We start from the raw sequence: 15,426 nt of genomic DNA, 5'->3' as shown, positions 1-15,426 counted from the left end.
ACGGCATCGGGCGGGTACCGTCAGTGGCAGTGTGTGAGGCTCCGAGCGGTCATCCGTGACCGGGGCGGTAAGACAGTCAGGCGCATATCGCGCCGGAGGGGACGAGGTCAACGGCCATGGCACGGATCGGTGACGGCGGCGACCTGCTGAAATGTTCTTTCTGCGGCAAGAGCCAAAAGCAGGTGAAGAAGCTCATTGCCGGCCCCGGGGTCTACATCTGCGATGAGTGCATCGATCTCTGCAACGAGATCATCGAAGAGGAACTGGCCGAGGCCGGTGAGGTCAAGCTCGACGAGCTGCCCAAACCCGCCGAGATCCACGAGTTCCTCGAGCAGTACATCATCGGCCAGGACGACGCGAAGCGATCGCTGGCCGTGGCGGTGTACAACCACTACAAGCGTGTGCAGTCCGACGACAAGGCCGGGCCGAAGGATTCCAAGGACGAGACCGTCGAACTGGCGAAGTCCAACATCCTGATGCTGGGCCCGACGGGGTGTGGCAAGACCTACCTGGCCCAGACCCTGGCGAAGATGCTGAACGTCCCGTTCGCGATCGCGGACGCCACGGCACTCACCGAAGCCGGGTATGTGGGCGAAGACGTCGAGAACATCCTGCTCAAGCTGATCCAGGCGGCGGATTACGACGTCAAGCGCGCCGAGACGGGCATCATCTACATCGACGAGGTCGACAAGATCGCCCGGAAGTCGGAGAACCCGTCGATCACCCGCGACGTGTCCGGCGAGGGCGTGCAGCAGGCGCTGCTGAAGATCCTCGAGGGCACCACCGCGTCGGTGCCGCCGCAGGGCGGCCGCAAGCACCCGCATCAGGAGTTCATCCAGATCGACACGACGAACGTGCTGTTCATCGTGGCCGGCGCGTTCGCCGGGCTGGAGAAGATCATCAACGAGCGGGTCGGCAAGCGCGGCCTCGGTTTCGGCGCGGAGATCCGCACCAAGGCCGAGATCGACGAGAGCGACATCTTCTCCGACACCATGCCGGAGGACCTGATCAAGTTCGGGCTGATCCCGGAGTTCATCGGCCGTCTCCCGGTCGTCGCGACGGTGACCCACCTGGACAAGGAGTCGCTGGTCAGCATCCTGACCACGCCGCGCAACGCGCTGGTGAAGCAGTACAAGAAGCTCTTCGAGATGGACAACGTCGAGCTGGAGTTCACCAAGACCGCGCTCGAGGCCATCGCCGACCAGGCCGTGCTCCGCGGCACCGGCGCCCGTGGCCTGCGCGCGATCATGGAAGAGGTCCTGCAGCCGGTCATGTACGACATCCCCAGCCGCGACGACGTCGCGAAGGTCGTCATCACCGAGCAGACCGTCCGCGAGAACGTGAACCCGACGATCGTGGCGCGTCAGCCGTCACGCCGTCGCGGCAGCGAGCGCGGTGAGAAGTCCGCCTAGAGAACACATCTTCGAAAGCACGCTTTCGTCACCGATGCCCCGGCCGGAACCTTCCGGCCGGGGCATCGGTTTCTCCGGCCCGGTCCGGCCGGTGACCGGACCGGGATAGGATGAGCAGGTGCCGCTGACTCCCACGAAGGACGAGAACGAGGCTCCCGAGCTGGCAGCCGCGAGTCCACGCGAGGTCAGGGGCCTTGTCGAACTCACCGAACGCATCGTCGTCGGGGCCTACCGCGGGCACCCGTGGATCCCGCGCGCGCTGACGATCGCGCTGGGCGTGCTGGTGGGCACCTGCCTGGTGGCCGGGGTCGTCCGCCTGTCGCCACTGCCGCTGATCCCGCTGCCGTTCTTCGCCGTTTCGGCGTACGCGCTCGTCCGGATCAAGGGGGCGCGGAGCGCGGAGGCGAACCAGCCGCTCGTCGGCTGGACCGGACTGTTCACCGGTGCGACGCTCGCCGGATTCTGGTTGATCTCGATGGCGGGACGCTGGCTCGGCTGACCGGGCCGGCACACTTTTCCGGATTTCCCTCCGTTAGCAGGGTTTCAGAAACCCCTGGACGGGGTAAGACGAGTCCGTGACAGTCACCGCGGGTCCCTTCTCCCATGTGGGCCTGCTCTACTCCGGTGACGCCGAGTACCTGGACGGTACGATTCCGTACATCCTGGAGGGTTTGAAGCACGACGAGCCCGTCGCGGTGGCGGTGCCGGGCCGGAACCTTGCCCTGATCGAAGCGGCCTTGGGGGATTCCGCCGCCGAGGTCGAGCTCATCGACATGAGCGAAGCGGGCCGGAATCCGGGCCGCATCCTTCCCGGTGTGCTGCTCGCGTTCGCGGACAACCGGCCGGGGCCGGTCCGGATCATCGGCGAGCCGATCTGGGCGGGCCGTTCGGCCGTCGAGTACCCGGCGTGCGCGCAACACGAAGCACTGATCAACTTCGCCTTCGGTGATCGAGACCTCAGTATCCTGTGCCCCTACGACCGGACGCGGCTCGAAGACGACGTCCTCGCCGACGCCGAGCGCACCCATCCGACCCTGTCGGGTGCCGACGGCGATCGCCCGAGCGCGGGCTACGCGCCCGACGTGGTCGTCGAGAAGTACAACCTGCCGCTGCCCGAGCCGCGGTCGGCCGACGCGTTCCGCTTCGATCTCGGCAGGCTCTCCGCGGTGCGCAGGTTCGCGCAGGCCCGGGCCGAAGAGAGCGGCCTCGCCCCGGACCGGGTGGAGGATCTCGTGCTCGCCGTGGCGGAGCTGTCCGCCAACAGCGTGCTGCACGGATCGGGCCACGGTGTCGTCCGAGTCTGGCGGGACGAGCGCCACGTGCTCTGCGAGGTCATCGACGAAGGGACCTTGAGCGATCCGCTGGCGGGGCGCCGTCCCGCTTCGCCGGGGCAGCTCGGCGGACGGGGCCTGGTGCTGGTGAACCAGGTCGCCGACCTGGTCCGGCAGTACCTCAGACCGGGGTCGACCGTGACCAGGGTCTACTTCCGCGTCTGAGTTCAGTCGTGCTTCGGCACGTGCTTGCCGAGGAACGCGATCAGGCTCGGCACGACCGTGCGGTTGAAGGTGTCGCCGTGCTTGCCGCGCGAGGTGTGCGCGACCATGGGCCGCGCTTCGGAGATGAACTTCCGCACCCCGCCGATGAACGGGTCCTCGGTCCCGCACCAGATGCCGGTCGGCACGCTCTTGGTGACATCGATGTGGCGCAACGGATCCAGCGAGCCCCAGTCGGTGGCGTCGCGGAACGCGCGCCGTTTGCTCATCTCGGCCCACGACGTGATCAGCGCGGGCGCGAGCGCCGCGACCGCGGCGGGCGGTCGACGGCGTTCCAGACGGCGCCGGGTGTACAGCAGCGCGCCGAAACCGCCCATCGAAACCCCGGTGGCGGCGAACGGCTGCCCGTCCCGGCCGCCGAGGCCGCGTGCGGCCAGCCAGCGGGGGATCTCTTCGAGCAGCATCGCCATCGGGTTGTCGCCGGGCTGGTTCTCGTGCCAGTAGTGGTCACCGCCGTCGACGGCGACGAACCCGAACGGGGGCACCGCCTTGCGGGCGACCTCGCTGCTGAGCTGCTTGAGCAGCCCGGTGGGGGCCGCGTGGCGTGCGGTGCCGTGGAGGCCGTGCAGCATCAGCGACATCGGCAGGCCCTTGGGCGGGGCCTTGGTCGGCAGCATGAGCACCAGGTCGACCTCGCGGCCGCGGGCTTCGGAGTAGACGCGTTCGACGCGGGGCTTGCCCAGCTGGGTGGCCGGCGTCGGCGACGCGACGCCGAGAGCCCGCTGGAGCGCTTCGCTGAACGGGAGGGCTCCGGTGGCCGTTCCGGCGGCGAGACCGGCGACTCCGAGACCCGAGGCGCCGGCGATCAGCACGGAACGACGGCTCAGCCACCGGCGGGCGCCGTCCACCCCCGGCAGCGTCTTGTGCCCCTGGTCGTCCTCGTTCACCGATCCCCGTTCCCCCGTGAGCTTCCACCAGGTCAGACGTGCGTTTCCGCTCGAAGGTTGCACGATTCACCGACCTGTGACCGGGGTATCGCCGGATCAGGTGCCGATGTTTCCCTCTTTCGCGCGCCAGGCCTCGATCGAGATCCGCGCGGACCGCGTCGCCGCCTCGTAAGTGTCGCCGAGACCCACGCCGAGGGCGGTGGCCAGGGGAATCAGGATGTGGTCCACACCATTGTCGCCGTCGCCGAAGTGGCCGGCGACCTCCAGCGTGATGTAGCCGTGCACGGCGCTCCAGAGCTGCGCGGCGACCGCGAACTCCGGGGCGGGGCGGAACCGGCCCGTGTCGATCACCCGTTTCGCCGCGCGGACAAGGTAGCCGAAGGCCTCGATGCCTTCTTCGCTGGCGTTCTGGCGGGTCTCCTCCTTGGTCATGTCGCTCAGCGCCGCCTTTTGCCCGCTGGGCTGGCTCTGGCCGAAGGTCACGGCGTAGAGCTGCGGGTTGTCCACCACGGTCCGCCGGTACGCCAGTGCCAGGGTGAGGATGTCGGCCACCGGGTCGTCGGTTTCCTCGACTTCGCCCAGATTCGCCGACAGCCGGCGGAACCCCTCGCGCGCGACCTCGTCCACCAGCGCGCCCATCCCGCCGAAATGGGTGTACACGGCCATGGTCGACGCGCCGATCTCGGCCGCCAGCTTGCGGGCCTGGAGCGCCTCGGGGCCGCCGTCCGAGAGCAGCCGGATCGCCGCCTCGATCAGCTTGGCCTTGACCTCGGCGGCGGAGGGTTTCGGTGCCATGCTTGCCAGTGTCTCATAACCCTGTTATAAATGAGTGCATAACAACGTTATTCCAGCGCTAGGGGGCCAGTGATGGGCAACAAGTTCCTCGAGGGCAACTTCGCCCCGGTCAACCGTGAACACACGATCACCGAACTGCGCGTCACCGGGCACGTCCCGGAGTACCTGGACGGGCGCTATCTGCGGAACGGGCCGAACCCGCTGTCCGAAGTCGACCCGGCGGCCTACCACTGGTTCATGGGCGACGGCATGGTGCACGGCGTCCGGCTGCGGGACGGCCGCGCCGAGTGGTACCGCAACCGCTGGGTGCGCAACCCGCGGCTGTCCGGGGAGCTGGGCGAGCGCTGGGAAGGCGGGGAGTCCGCCTCCATGGGGGCCAATACGAACGTGATCGGCCACGCGGGCAAGACCTTCGCGCTGATCGAGGGCGGCGCCACCAGCTTCGAACTGACCGACGAGCTCGACACCGTCGGTGCCTGCGACTTCGACGGCACCCTGCCCGGTGGCTACACCGCCCACCCGAAGCGTGATCCGGAGACCGGCGAATTGCACGCCGTCTCGTACTTCTTCGGGTGGGGCAACAAGGTGCAGTACTCGGTGATCGACGCCCACGGCCGCGCGCGGCGCAAGGTCGACGTCGAAGTCGCCGGTTCGCCGATGATGCACGACTTCTCCCTGACCGAGAAGCACGTCGTCTTCTACGATCTCCCGGTCACGTTCGATACCGGACAGGCCGTCGCCGCGTCCGTGCCGTCGTTCCTGCGCACGCCCGCCCAGCTGGTGATCTCCGCGCTGGTGGGCAAGGTTAAGGTGCCGGATCCGCTCAGCGCGCGGCTGCGTCAGCGGATCTCGGGCAACGCCGGCCTGCCGTACCGCTGGAACCCGAAGTACCCGGCGCGGATCGGGGTCATGCCGCGCGACGGCGGCAACGGCGACGTCCGCTGGTTCGAGATCGAGCCGTGCTACGTCTTCCACCCGATGAACGCCTACGACGACGGCGACGACATCGTGCTGGACGTCGTGCGGCATCCGAAGATGTTCGACACCGAACTGCTCGGACCCGCCGAAGGGCCGCCGACCCTCGACCGCTGGACCATCGACCTGGCCGTCGGCAAGGTCGTCGAAGAACGTCTCGACGACCAGGGGCAGGAGTTCCCGCGTGTCGACGAGCGTTTGGTGGGACGGCGGCACCGCTACGGCTACTCGGTGTCCACAAGGGACGGATCGGCGTCCTCTGGTGCCCTGCTGAAGCACGATCTGTGGAACCGGTCGGTCGCTTCGCGGGAATTCGGCGCGGGCAGCCAGGTGGGGGAGTTCGTCTTCGTTCCGTCCTCTGTGGACGCTGGGGAGGACGAGGGGGTGCTGATGGGCTTCGTCTACGACGCCGCGACGCGGAAGAGCGATCTGACCATTTTGGACGCGGAGACGCTGGAGACCGTCGGTGCCGTGCACCTGCCGGACCGTGTCCCGAACGGCTTCCACGGCAACTGGGTGGGCGCGGAGGGCTGAAAGCGTCCTTCACCGCATGTCACGCGGTGAAGGACGCTTTCGTCTCGTGAGACGCGGGGAAAGCGTCCTTCAGCTCCCGAGGCCGAGCACCCGCTGTTCGCCGCTGTAGAGGTTCATGCTGTCGCCGCGCAGGAAACCGATGAGGGTCATGCCGTTCTCGTCGGCCAGTTCCGCGGCCAGCGACGACGGCGCGGAAACCGCCGCCAGCAGGCCGATCCCGGCCATGGCGGCCTTCTGCACCAGTTCGAACGAGGCGCGGCCGGACACCAGCAGCCCGACGTCCGACGCGGGGATCCGGCCCTCCTGCAGTGCCCAGCCGAGGACCTTGTCGACGGCGTTGTGCCTGCCGACGTCTTCGCGGACGACGGCGAGGTTCCCGTCACCGTCGAACAGAGCTGCCGCGTGCAGCCCGCCAGTGCTGGAAAACACCTTCTGGTGTGCGCGAAGCGTGTCCGGGAGCTTCGACAGCACGTCGGTGCTCACCGCGAACTCGGACTTCTCCGGCGAAAACCGGCTTTTCAGCTTCACCGCGTCGAGCGCGGCCTTGCCGCAGACGCCGCACGAGGACGTGGTGTAGAAGTTCCGCTCGACGCCCGTCTCCGGCGGAGCCACCCCTTCGGCCAGCGCGATGTCCAGGACGTTGTAGGTGTTGCGGCCCTGGTCGTCGACGCCGTCGCAGTACCGCGCGACCGCGACGTCCTCACGCGAAGTGAGCACGCCCTCCGACAGCAGGAACCCGTGCGCCAGTTCCACGTCGTTGCCGGGTGTCCGCATGGTGACCGCGAGTGCCTTGCCGCCGACGCGGATCTCCAGCGGTTCTTCGGCCGCGAGCACGTCGGGCCGTCGCACGTCCTTCGTCGCGGAGATCTTCCGCACCGGACGTCGCACCGTCACCCTGCCCACTTGTCCACCCTTCTGACCGGTTATTCGACACTCGAGTACTGCAACGTCGGGAATTAAGTAATACATTCCCAGTGCACATCCTCAGAGTACGGAGGCGCCGGATGGCTGTCGGCTTCCTGGACCGTTCCCGCATCGTCGCATCGCCGGGCTGGAGCCGCTGGCTGGTGCCGCCCGCCGCGCTGGCCGTCCACCTGTCGATCGGGCAGGCGTACGCGTGGAGCGTCTTCAAACCGCCGCTGGAGAAGACGCTCGGGCTCAGCGGCACGGAGAGCGCTCTGCCGTTCCAGCTCGGCATCGTGATGCTCGGGCTGTCGGCGGCGTTCGGCGGGACGCTGGTCGAACGCAACGGACCGCGCTGGGCGATGTTCGTCTCGATGGTCTGTTTCAGCTCGGGTTTCCTGCTTTCCGCGCTCGGTGTGGCGACGTCGCAGTACTGGCTCGTCGTCCTCGGCTGGGGCGGCATCGGCGGCATCGGGCTCGGCATCGGCTACATCTCGCCGGTGTCGACATTGATCAAATGGTTCCCTGACCGGCCGGGGATGGCCACGGGGATCGCGATCATGGGCTTCGGCGGCGGCGCGCTGATCGCCTCCCCGTGGTCTTCCCAGATGCTGGGCGCGGCGCCGTGGTCCATCGGGACCGTCGCGACGGCCTTCCTCGTGCACGGCCTGGTCTACGCGGTCTTCATGACCCTCGGCATCCTGCTGGTCCGGGTGCCCGCCGAGGGCTGGAAGCCCACGGGCTGGGAACCGAAGACCGACCATGGCACCGCGATGATCACCACCGCGAACGTGTCGGCGCGCAACGCCATCAAGACGCCGCAGTTCTGGCTGCTCTGGGTGGTCCTGTGCTTCAACGTGACCGCGGGTATCGGCATCCTGGAGAAGGCATCGCCGATGATCGCGGACTTCTTCCGCGAGACCTCGACCCCGGTCGGCACCGCCGCGGCGGCCGGGTTCGTCGCGTTGCTCTCGCTGACCAACATGCTCGGCCGGTTCGTCTGGTCGTCCACTTCGGACCTGGTGGGGCGCAAGAACATCTACCGGCTCTACCTTGGTGTCGGCGCGCTCCTGTACCTGGTGATCGCGCTGACCACCAACGCGTCGAAGCTCGTGTTCGTCCTGTGCGCCATGTTGATCCTGTCGTTCTACGGCGGCGGCTTCGCGACGGTGCCCGCGTACCTGAAGGACCTCTTCGGCACCTACCAGGTGGGCGCGATCCACGGCAGGCTGCTGACCGCGTGGTCGATGGCGGGGGTGCTCGGGCCGCTCATCGTCAACGCCATCTCCGACAGCCAGAAGGCGGCGGGCAAGGTCGGCCCCGACCTCTACTCGACGTCGCTGTTCATCATGATCGGCCTGCTGGTCGTCGGTTTCGTCGCCAACGAACTGGTGCGCCCGGTCAACCCGAAGTACCACGAACCGGCGTCGTCCGGTGAGCCCGCGAGGAGTGAGGCCCGATGACCGAACAGGCTCCCGTTCGCCGCCGCACCGGGCTGATGGTCTTCGCCTGGCTGTGGGTCGCGCTCCCGTTCGCGTACGGCGTCTACGAACTGTTCCGGAAGGTCGTCCAGCTCTTCGGCGGCTAGGCCGTGGGCTGAAGGCTCCCTTCGTCGCGTCTGATGCAGTGAAAGGCCCCTTCGCCTTCGGTCGCCGGGGTCGTGAGTGGCGTTTCGGGTTCTGCCGGGGGGTTAGGCAAAGGTGGAGTGTTGTGAAAGCCACTTTCGCAACGCTGAAGGTTGTGAAAGTGGCTTTCGCGACGTCGGTGGGGTGGGTGGCCGGTCGGCTGGGGATCGATAGTGGCGGGAGCTCCTCCCGGTGCTGTGTGGAGTGTCGCGAAAGCCACTTTCGAGACGTCTGGTGTCCCGAAAGTGGCTTTCGCGACATGAACACCGGGGCGCGGGCTTCGAGCGGCACCCGCCGCTCTCGTGAGTGGCTTCCGGTTAAGTGGTTCCTGGGCCCAGCCTGTGAAGGTCCGAGTGTCTCCGATGCCACATTGGGGGCGCCGACTGAGCAGCCAACTGTGTCCTGTGTTGTCTCGGCGCGGCACTCACGACACCTGTACCGACGCTTTCGGGCACCTTCGCGCCTCCGGCGCAGAAAGCGTCCTTTGTGGACACTGCGATGCGGGCCTACGGGCCACCGGCTAAGGTCGGCTCGTGGGAGTTCTGGTCACCGGGGCGTCGCGCGGTATCGGCCGTGCGGTCGCCCGCGCCTTCGCGGAAAAGGGCGACCGTGTCGCCGTCCACTACGCCTCGAAGCGGGAGGACGCCGAGCGGACACTCGGCGACTTACCCGGTTCCGGCCACGGGCTGATCCAGGGCGACCTGTCGGATCCCGAGGCGGCGCAGCGGGTCGCCGACGAGGCGGAGGCGCTGGTGGACGGCGTCGACGTCCTGGTGAACAACGCCGCCTTCGCGCCGTCCGCCGCGTCGGCCCATCCCGTCGCCGAAGTGTCCTATGAGGACTGGCAGCGTGCCTGGCGGCGGATGCTCGACGTCAACGTCCTCGGCACCGCGAACGTGACCTACTGCGTGGCCCGGCACATGATCGAGCGCGGCGCGGCAGGCAGGGTGGTCAACATCGGCTCGCGGGGCGCCTTCAAGGGTGAGCCCGAGTTCCCCGCATACGGCGCGAGCAAGGCCGCGCTGCACTCGCTTGGGCAGTCGCTCGCTGTCGCCCTCGCCCCGCACGGGATCGCGGTGACCTCGGTCGCGCCCGGTTTCACCGCCACGGACCGGGTCGCGGCGAAGGTCGAGGGCGCGAGCGGCGAGAGCCCGTTCGGCCGGGTCGGCACGCCGGAGGAGGTCGCGGCGGCGGTCGTCTATCTCGCTTCCGCCGAGGCCACGTGGGCGTCCGGCGCGATCCTCGACCTGAACGGCGCGTCGCATCTGCGGATGTGAACTGGATCACGAATGCAGCATTGACGGCCTCCCGCGCGTCTAAAGGTCGTGCACAAGCTGGGGAAGGTCCTGGTCGCCGCGCTCGCGGCGGCGGTGTTCGGCGGGACCGCGTACGGATACACGACGCTGAGTTCGCTGGACGGCGTCACCCGCGAAGACGTGATCGACGCGCCGGAGCCGGGGGAACGGCCCGCCGACGGTTCGCTGGACATCCTGCTGGTCGGCCGCGATTCGCGGTCCGACAATCAGGGCAGACCGCTGGCCCCGGAGGTGCTGCGGGAACTGCGGGTCGGCGCGAACGGCGACGACCTGACGGACACGCTCATCGTGCTCCGCATCCCCAACGGGCAGCAGGCCGTGAAGGCCTTTTCGATCCCGCGTGACTCGTGGGTCGCGCAGCCGGGGCAGAAGGACAAGAGCAAGATCAACGAGATCTTCGGCCGCGCCAAGTTCGCCTCGGCGAGTGAGCAGCGCGCGGCGGGCAAGACCGACAAGGCGGAGATCGAAAAGGTGGCGATCACCGCCGCGCGGAAGGCGACCTTGAAGGCCGTCGAGGAACTCGCCGGGATCAAGATCGACCACTTCGCCGAAGTCAACCTGCTGAGCTTCTACGAGATCAGCAAGGCCGTCGGCGGGGTCGAGGTCTGCCTGAACAAGGCGACCAAGGACCGCGAATCCGGCGCGGACTTCCCCGCCGGGCGGCAGACGATCCAGGGCGCCGACGCGCTGGCCTTCGTCCGCCAGCGCAAGAACCTGCCCCGCAGCGACCTCGACCGCGTACGCCGCCAACAGGTGTTCCTCGCCGGGCTGGCGAAGCAGACCCTGTCCGCCGGAACGCTGGCGAACCCGGCCCGTGTCTCCGAACTGATCGACGCGGTGAAGCGTTCGGTGGTGCTCGACGGTTCGTGGGACCTGCTCGACTTCGTCCGGCAGATGCGCGGGGTCTCCGGCGGTGGCATCGCCTTCGAGACGATCCCGGTGGTCAACCCCGACTACCGCTACGACCCCCGGCATCCGACCTGGACCGCCGTGCAGGTGGATCCCACCCAGGTGCGGGCGTTCGCCGCCTCGCTGATCGGCGCCCAGCCCACGACACCGCAGGCGCCCGCCGGCCCCAAGGTCGACGTCGTCAACGCGAGCGGCAAGGACGGTCTCGCCGCCCGCGTCTCGGACCTGTTGGCGGAGAAGGGATTCGGCAAGGGCGACACGAAGGCCGAAACCGGGCGGCGTACCTCCGTCGTCCGGTACAGCGACGCGGCCGGGCCCGCGGCGGAGATCGCGAAACTGCTCGGTGGACTGGACGTCCAGAAAGCCGATTCGGTCGCCGCGGGCCAGATCGAGGTCGTCCTCGGCCAGGTCTACAAAGGACCGGGCGTTTCCGCGGGCGGGGGAGCGCCCGCGCAGGGTGACCAGCCGATCACGCCGGACACCGCGGGCTGCATCGACTGACTCTCAGCCCGGTGGGACTTTGCCGTTCTTCGCCACCGGAAGGCCCAGCTGGACCGGTTCGGTGATGACGACCTCTTCGCCGGGAAGCCGCGCCAGCACCGGGTTCAGGTGGGTCAGTTTCAGGGTGACCGGCCCGACGACGCTCGGGGCGGTGCTGACGTCCGCCTTCGCCAGATCCAGCCACTGCACGGTGCCGAGCACTTCCGGCGGGATCTCGTCACCGCGTTTGGCCACCGGGACGCACAACTGCCGCGCGTTGCCGACCTTGACGTCCACCTTCGGCCGGTCGGCCAGCACCGGGTTGAGATGGCCCAGCGTCACCGGGAACGGGATGGTGGGGATGCCGAGGACGCGCAGGGCGTAGCACTCGAGGTCGATGTGCCGCACGAACGACAGGATCTCCGACGGTGGGATGGTGCCGTTCTTCGCGACCGGGACGCACAACTGCTCCGGCGACAACATCGTGACGTGCGCGTCCTGGATGCCGAGCTTCTGCACGACGGGGTTCAGATGGCTCAGCGTCAGCGGGAAGTCGACCGCGCGGCCTTCGATCCGGTAGCAGGACAGATCCACCCAGCGGACGTAGTCGAGGATTCCCGGCGGCGGGATGGCGCCGTTCTTCGCGACCGGTACGCAGAGCTGTTGGCGTTCACCCAGCTTGACCGTCTCCGACGGCAATTTCGCGAGGACGGGGTTGAGGTGCGTGAGGGTGAGTTCGACCGGCGGCGGTTTGTAGCCCTCGGTCCGGTAGCAGGACAGGTCGAGCTGGGAGACGAAAGGCAGCGGCGGCGGTGCGCCCGGAGCGGCGGTGGCCGCGCCGGGCAGTACCGCGACGAGCAAGAGCGAGGCCAGGGCGGCGAAGCAGCGCAGAGTCGATCTTCGTGACATGGCAAGGCCTTTCCGCGAAGTGGGTTGGCTACTTCACGGTGGACCCCTGCCGAGCCCGCCCGACACCGCCGACCGGGCAGCCTATGGTGCGGTCACCGGCTCCAGCCGCACCACGATCGCCTTCGACACCGGGGTGTTCGACTTGTCGGCCACCGAATCCAGCGGCACCAACGCGTTCGCCTCGGGGAAGTACGCCGCCGCGCAGCCCTTCGCCGTCGGGTAGGAGACCACCCGGAACCGTGGGGCCCGGCGGTCGCCGTCCCGCCATTCCGAGACCAAGTCGACCATCGCGCCGTCGGCGAGCCCGAGCGAGACCAGGTCCTCGGGGTTCACCAGTACCACGCGCCGCGCGTCCTCGATCCCGCGGTAACGGTCGGAGAGCCCGTAGATCGTGGTGTTGTACTGGTCGTGGCTGCGCATCGTCTGCAGCAGCAGCCTGCCTTCGGGCACCTCGGGATACTCGAGCTCGGAGACGGTGAAGTTCGCCTTGCCGTTGGCGGTCCCGTTGAACTGCCGGGAGTCGCGCGGCGCGTTCGGCAGGACGAAGCCGTCGGGCTCGCGCACTCGGGCGTTGTAGTCGTGGCAGCCGGGGACGACCTTGGCGATCCGGTCTCGGATGAGGTCGTAGTCGGCGTGGAAGTCCCGCCACGGCACGGCGTGCCCGGCACCGAGCAGGGCCTCCGCGAGATGGCAGATGATGGCGACCTCGGAGAGCAGATGCTCACTGGCCGGCGCCAGCCTGCCGCGTGAGGTGTGCACCTGCGACATCGAGTCCTCGACGGTGACGAACTGCTCGCCGCCCGCCTGGAGGTCGCGTTCGGTGCGGCCGAGGGTGGGCAGGATCAGCGCGGTCTTGCCGGTGACCACGTGCGACCGGTTGAGCTTGGTGGACACGTGCGCGGTCAGCGAACACGACTTGAGCGCCTTCTCGGTCAGCTCCGTGTCCGGTGTGGCGGAGGCGAAGTTGCCGCCGACGGCGAAGAAGACCTTGCCCTTGCCGTCCCGCATCGCGCGGATCGCGTCGACGGTGTCGTAACCGTGGTCTCGCGGGACCTTGATGCCGAACTCGGCGTCGAGACTGTCCATAAAGGACTCAGGCATCTTCTCCCAGATGCCCATCGTCCGGTCGCCCTGGACGTTGGAGTGCCCGCGCACCGGGCACAGACCCGCGCCAGGCTCGCCGATCATACCGCGCACCAGCGCCAGGTTCGCGACCTCGGAGATCGTCTGCACCGCGTGCTTGTGTTGGGTCAGGCCCATCGCCCAGCAGTAGATGGTCCGCTTCGACGTCGCGATCATCCGCGCGAGCCGCTCGATCTGCTCCCGTGGCAGCCCGGTCGCGGCGCCGACCTCGGTCCAGTCGATCTCCCGCAGATGCTTCGCGTAGTCCTCGAACCCCTCGGTGGACGATTCGACGAACGCGCGGTCGACGATCGTGCCGGGAGTCTCGCCTTCCCACTTCAGCAGCAGATGGCCGATCGCCTGGAACAGCGCGAGGTCGCCGCCGAGCCGGATCTGCGCGAACTCGTCGGCCAGCGGGGTGCCCTTGCCGACCACGCCGCGGACGTTCTGCGGATTCTTGAACCGCATCAGGCCGGCTTCGGGCAGCGGGTTGACCGCCATGATCTTCGCGCCGTTGCCCTTGGCCTCCTCCAGCGCGGACAGCATGCGCGGGTGGTTGGTGCCCGGGTTCTGGCCGACCACCACGATCAGGTCCGCCTTGTGGATGTCGGCGAGCGACACCGAGCCCTTGCCGATCCCGGTCGTGGCCGCGAGCGCCGCGCCGGAGGACTCGTGGCACATGTTGGAGCAGTCGGGGAGGTTGTTGGTGCCGAAGGAGCGCACGAGCAGCTGGTAGAGGAACGCGGCCTCGTTGCTGGTGCGGCCGGAGGTGTAGAAGATCGCCTCGTTCGGGTCCTGCAGCGCGCGAAGTTCGTCGGCGACCAGCGTGAACGCGTCGTCCCAGGAGATCGGCTCGTAATGCGTCGCGCCTTCGCGCAGCACGAACGGCTCGGTGATGCGGCCTTGCTGCCCGAGCCAGTAGTCCGTCTTCTCCGCCAGCTCTTGAATCGAGTGCGCGGCGAAGAACTCGCGGCCGACGCGGCGCTTCGTCGCCTCCTCGGCGACGGCCTTCGCGCCGTTCTCGCAGAACTCCGCGAGTTTGCGGTGCTCACCGTCGACCTCGCGCGGCTCCGGCCAGGCGCAACCTGGGCAGTCGAAGCCGTCGCGCTGGTTCAGCAGGCGCAACGTCTTCACCGTGCGCGCGGCGCCCATCTGTTCCATGCCGCGCATCAGGGAGACGGCGACCCCAGGGATCCCTGCCGCCCAGCTCTTCGGTTTCCCGACCTCGAGCTGGGTCTCGTCAACGTCGTTCGCGGGTGCTTCGCGGGTCATGACCCCATCGTGCGCCTTGCCGCTCCCGCGCGCGACCGAGGGGTGCCGGTTCGGATCATCGACGTAGCACATGTGCTACTCTGGTCCCATGGGTTCTGTTGGATTGCGGGAATTGCGACAGCAGGCTTCCGAGCTGGTGCGGCGGGCCGAAGCCGGGGAAGAGGTGACGATCACCGTCTCCGGTCGTCCCAGCGCCCGGCTGGTGCCGGTGTCCAGGCGTGCCTGGCGGTCCTACGACGAAGTGGCTGAAATATTCCGCGGGCCCGCCGATCCGGACTGGGACGCCGATCGGGACCTGATCGATCAGACCTTCCGTGATCCCTGGACCACCGCATGAGGGCGGTACTGGACACCAGTGTCGTCATCGCCACCGATCTGCCACCGCTCGAAGGAGAGCTGGCCATTAGTTCCGCCACCATCGCCGAGTTGCATTTCGGCGTCCTGGTGGCGGCGAATCCGGTCCGGCGCGCCCAGCGATTGCGACGGCTGAGCGCGCTTCAGCGTGATTTCGATGCGTTGCCGATCGACGACGCCGTGGCCGCCAGTTATGGGCTGCTCGCGGTGTCCGTGGTCGAAGCGGGACGTCAGCCGCGTGCGCGGACCATGGATCTCCTGATCGCCGCGACCGCGCACGCTCACGACGCCCGGCTGTACACCCGCAACGCCAAGGATCTCGTCGGGATCGAGGATCTGGTGGAAGTAATCCCGGTCTGACGCCCCTCGCGGCCCCGACG

Annotated in this window: 15 protein-coding genes; 10 read left to right on the top strand and 5 right to left on the bottom strand. The window is 68.2% G+C overall.

Features of this window, described 5'->3' with window-relative positions; translation table 11 throughout:
* Nucleotides 1-116: 116 nt before the first annotated feature.
* From clpX to ACFVM3_RS15235, 3 genes are all read left to right on the top strand, one after another.
* A complete protein-coding gene (gene clpX / locus ACFVM3_RS15245; RefSeq protein WP_125793092.1) occupies nucleotides 117-1,412 on the top strand; it encodes an ATP-dependent Clp protease ATP-binding subunit ClpX in 1,296 nt (431 codons plus the stop codon).
* A gap of 118 nt (nucleotides 1,413-1,530) precedes the next feature.
* Nucleotides 1,531-1,911, top strand: coding sequence for a hypothetical protein (locus tag ACFVM3_RS15240; RefSeq protein ID WP_378439071.1), 381 nt, complete (start codon nucleotides 1,531-1,533; stop codon nucleotides 1,909-1,911).
* A 76-nt stretch (nucleotides 1,912-1,987) separates the two neighbouring features.
* On the top strand, nucleotides 1,988-2,908 hold the full coding sequence (locus ACFVM3_RS15235) for an anti-sigma factor RsbA family regulatory protein (protein ID WP_378439069.1): 921 nt from the start codon (nucleotides 1,988-1,990) through the stop codon (nucleotides 2,906-2,908).
* 2 nt (nucleotides 2,909-2,910) lie between these two features.
* On the opposite strand, the gene ACFVM3_RS15230 is transcribed toward ACFVM3_RS15235, so the two are convergent.
* Nucleotides 2,911-3,852, bottom strand: coding sequence for an alpha/beta hydrolase-fold protein (locus ACFVM3_RS15230; protein ID WP_378439068.1), 942 nt, complete (start codon nucleotides 3,850-3,852; stop codon nucleotides 2,911-2,913).
* A gap of 96 nt (nucleotides 3,853-3,948) precedes the next feature.
* Nucleotides 3,949-4,647 (bottom strand): TetR/AcrR family transcriptional regulator, encoded by a 699-nt coding sequence (locus tag ACFVM3_RS15225; RefSeq protein WP_378439066.1) that lies wholly within the window; start codon nucleotides 4,645-4,647, stop codon nucleotides 3,949-3,951.
* A 72-nt stretch (nucleotides 4,648-4,719) separates the two neighbouring features.
* On the opposite strand from ACFVM3_RS15225, the gene ACFVM3_RS15220 reads away from it, so the two are divergent.
* A complete protein-coding gene (locus ACFVM3_RS15220; protein ID WP_378439064.1) occupies nucleotides 4,720-6,156 on the top strand; it encodes a carotenoid oxygenase family protein in 1,437 nt (478 codons plus the stop codon).
* 69 nt (nucleotides 6,157-6,225) lie between these two features.
* Here ACFVM3_RS15220 and fdhD read toward each other — a convergent pair whose 3' ends face one another.
* Nucleotides 6,226-7,059, bottom strand: coding sequence for a formate dehydrogenase accessory sulfurtransferase FdhD (gene fdhD, locus ACFVM3_RS15215; protein ID WP_378439062.1), 834 nt, complete (start codon nucleotides 7,057-7,059; stop codon nucleotides 6,226-6,228).
* A gap of 101 nt (nucleotides 7,060-7,160) precedes the next feature.
* Between fdhD and ACFVM3_RS15210 the strand changes: the two genes are divergently transcribed.
* The 4 genes from ACFVM3_RS15210 (at nucleotide 7,161) to ACFVM3_RS15195 (ending at nucleotide 11,410) form a co-directional block, all read left to right on the top strand.
* Nucleotides 7,161-8,522, top strand: coding sequence for an OFA family MFS transporter (locus ACFVM3_RS15210; RefSeq protein WP_378439060.1), 1,362 nt, complete (start codon nucleotides 7,161-7,163; stop codon nucleotides 8,520-8,522).
* Complete coding sequence (locus tag ACFVM3_RS15205) at nucleotides 8,519-8,647, top strand: hypothetical protein (RefSeq protein ID WP_255432039.1); 129 nt, start codon at nucleotides 8,519-8,521, stop codon at nucleotides 8,645-8,647. The genes ACFVM3_RS15210 and ACFVM3_RS15205 overlap by 4 nt, the downstream gene beginning before the upstream one ends.
* 570 nt (nucleotides 8,648-9,217) lie before the next feature.
* The gene (locus ACFVM3_RS15200) at nucleotides 9,218-9,961 is read left to right on the top strand and encodes an SDR family NAD(P)-dependent oxidoreductase (RefSeq protein WP_378439058.1); all 744 of its coding nucleotides are present in this window, start codon (nucleotides 9,218-9,220) and stop codon (nucleotides 9,959-9,961) included.
* A 48-nt stretch (nucleotides 9,962-10,009) separates the two neighbouring features.
* On the top strand, nucleotides 10,010-11,410 hold the full coding sequence (locus ACFVM3_RS15195) for an LCP family protein (protein WP_378439056.1): 1,401 nt from the start codon (nucleotides 10,010-10,012) through the stop codon (nucleotides 11,408-11,410).
* 3 nt (nucleotides 11,411-11,413) lie between these two features.
* On the opposite strand, the gene ACFVM3_RS15190 is transcribed toward ACFVM3_RS15195, so the two are convergent.
* Nucleotides 11,414-12,298, bottom strand: coding sequence for a hypothetical protein (locus ACFVM3_RS15190; protein ID WP_378439054.1), 885 nt, complete (start codon nucleotides 12,296-12,298; stop codon nucleotides 11,414-11,416).
* An 81-nt stretch (nucleotides 12,299-12,379) separates the two neighbouring features.
* Entirely contained in the window at nucleotides 12,380-14,692 is a 2,313-nt protein-coding gene (locus ACFVM3_RS15185) for an FdhF/YdeP family oxidoreductase (protein ID WP_378439052.1), read from the bottom strand.
* Between the two features lie 88 nt (nucleotides 14,693-14,780).
* Here ACFVM3_RS15185 and ACFVM3_RS15180 point away from each other — a divergent pair, with 88 nt between their 5' ends.
* Together ACFVM3_RS15180 and ACFVM3_RS15175 are read left to right on the top strand one after the other, a co-directional pair.
* A complete protein-coding gene (locus ACFVM3_RS15180) occupies nucleotides 14,781-15,029 on the top strand; it encodes a type II toxin-antitoxin system Phd/YefM family antitoxin (RefSeq protein ID WP_378439050.1) in 249 nt (82 codons plus the stop codon).
* Nucleotides 15,026-15,406 (top strand): type II toxin-antitoxin system VapC family toxin, encoded by a 381-nt coding sequence (locus tag ACFVM3_RS15175; protein ID WP_378439048.1) that lies wholly within the window; start codon nucleotides 15,026-15,028, stop codon nucleotides 15,404-15,406. The genes ACFVM3_RS15180 and ACFVM3_RS15175 overlap by 4 nt, the downstream gene beginning before the upstream one ends.
* The last annotated feature ends 20 nt before the right edge of the window (nucleotides 15,407-15,426 follow it).

It is taken from the genome of Amycolatopsis sp. NPDC057786, assembly GCF_042797905.1.
In the GTDB taxonomy this organism is placed as follows: domain Bacteria; phylum Actinomycetota; class Actinomycetes; order Mycobacteriales; family Pseudonocardiaceae; genus Amycolatopsis.
The sequence above is the reverse complement of the archived record's forward strand: the minus strand, read 5'-3'. Positions and strand labels throughout refer to the sequence as shown.

Excerpts from the sequence above, each read along its gene's own strand:
- ACFVM3_RS15210 (WP_378439060.1), top strand. The coding sequence starts at position 7,161 with ATGGCTGTCGGCTTCCTGGACCGTTCCCGCATCGTCGCATCGCCGGGC.
- clpX (WP_125793092.1), top strand. The coding sequence starts at position 117 with ATGGCACGGATCGGTGACGGCGGCGACCTGCTGAAATGTTCTTTCTGC.
- ACFVM3_RS15190 (WP_378439054.1), bottom strand. The coding sequence starts at position 12,298 with ATGTCACGAAGATCGACTCTGCGCTGCTTCGCCGCCCTGGCCTCGCTC.
- ACFVM3_RS15185 (WP_378439052.1), bottom strand. The coding sequence starts at position 14,692 with ATGACCCGCGAAGCACCCGCGAACGACGTTGACGAGACCCAGCTCGAG.
- ACFVM3_RS15205 (WP_255432039.1), top strand. The coding sequence starts at position 8,519 with ATGACCGAACAGGCTCCCGTTCGCCGCCGCACCGGGCTGATGGTCTTC.
- ACFVM3_RS15220 (WP_378439064.1), top strand. The coding sequence starts at position 4,720 with ATGGGCAACAAGTTCCTCGAGGGCAACTTCGCCCCGGTCAACCGTGAA.
- ACFVM3_RS15175 (WP_378439048.1), top strand. The coding sequence starts at position 15,026 with ATGAGGGCGGTACTGGACACCAGTGTCGTCATCGCCACCGATCTGCCA.
- ACFVM3_RS15180 (WP_378439050.1), top strand. The coding sequence starts at position 14,781 with ATGGGTTCTGTTGGATTGCGGGAATTGCGACAGCAGGCTTCCGAGCTG.
- ACFVM3_RS15225 (WP_378439066.1), bottom strand. The coding sequence starts at position 4,647 with ATGGCACCGAAACCCTCCGCCGCCGAGGTCAAGGCCAAGCTGATCGAG.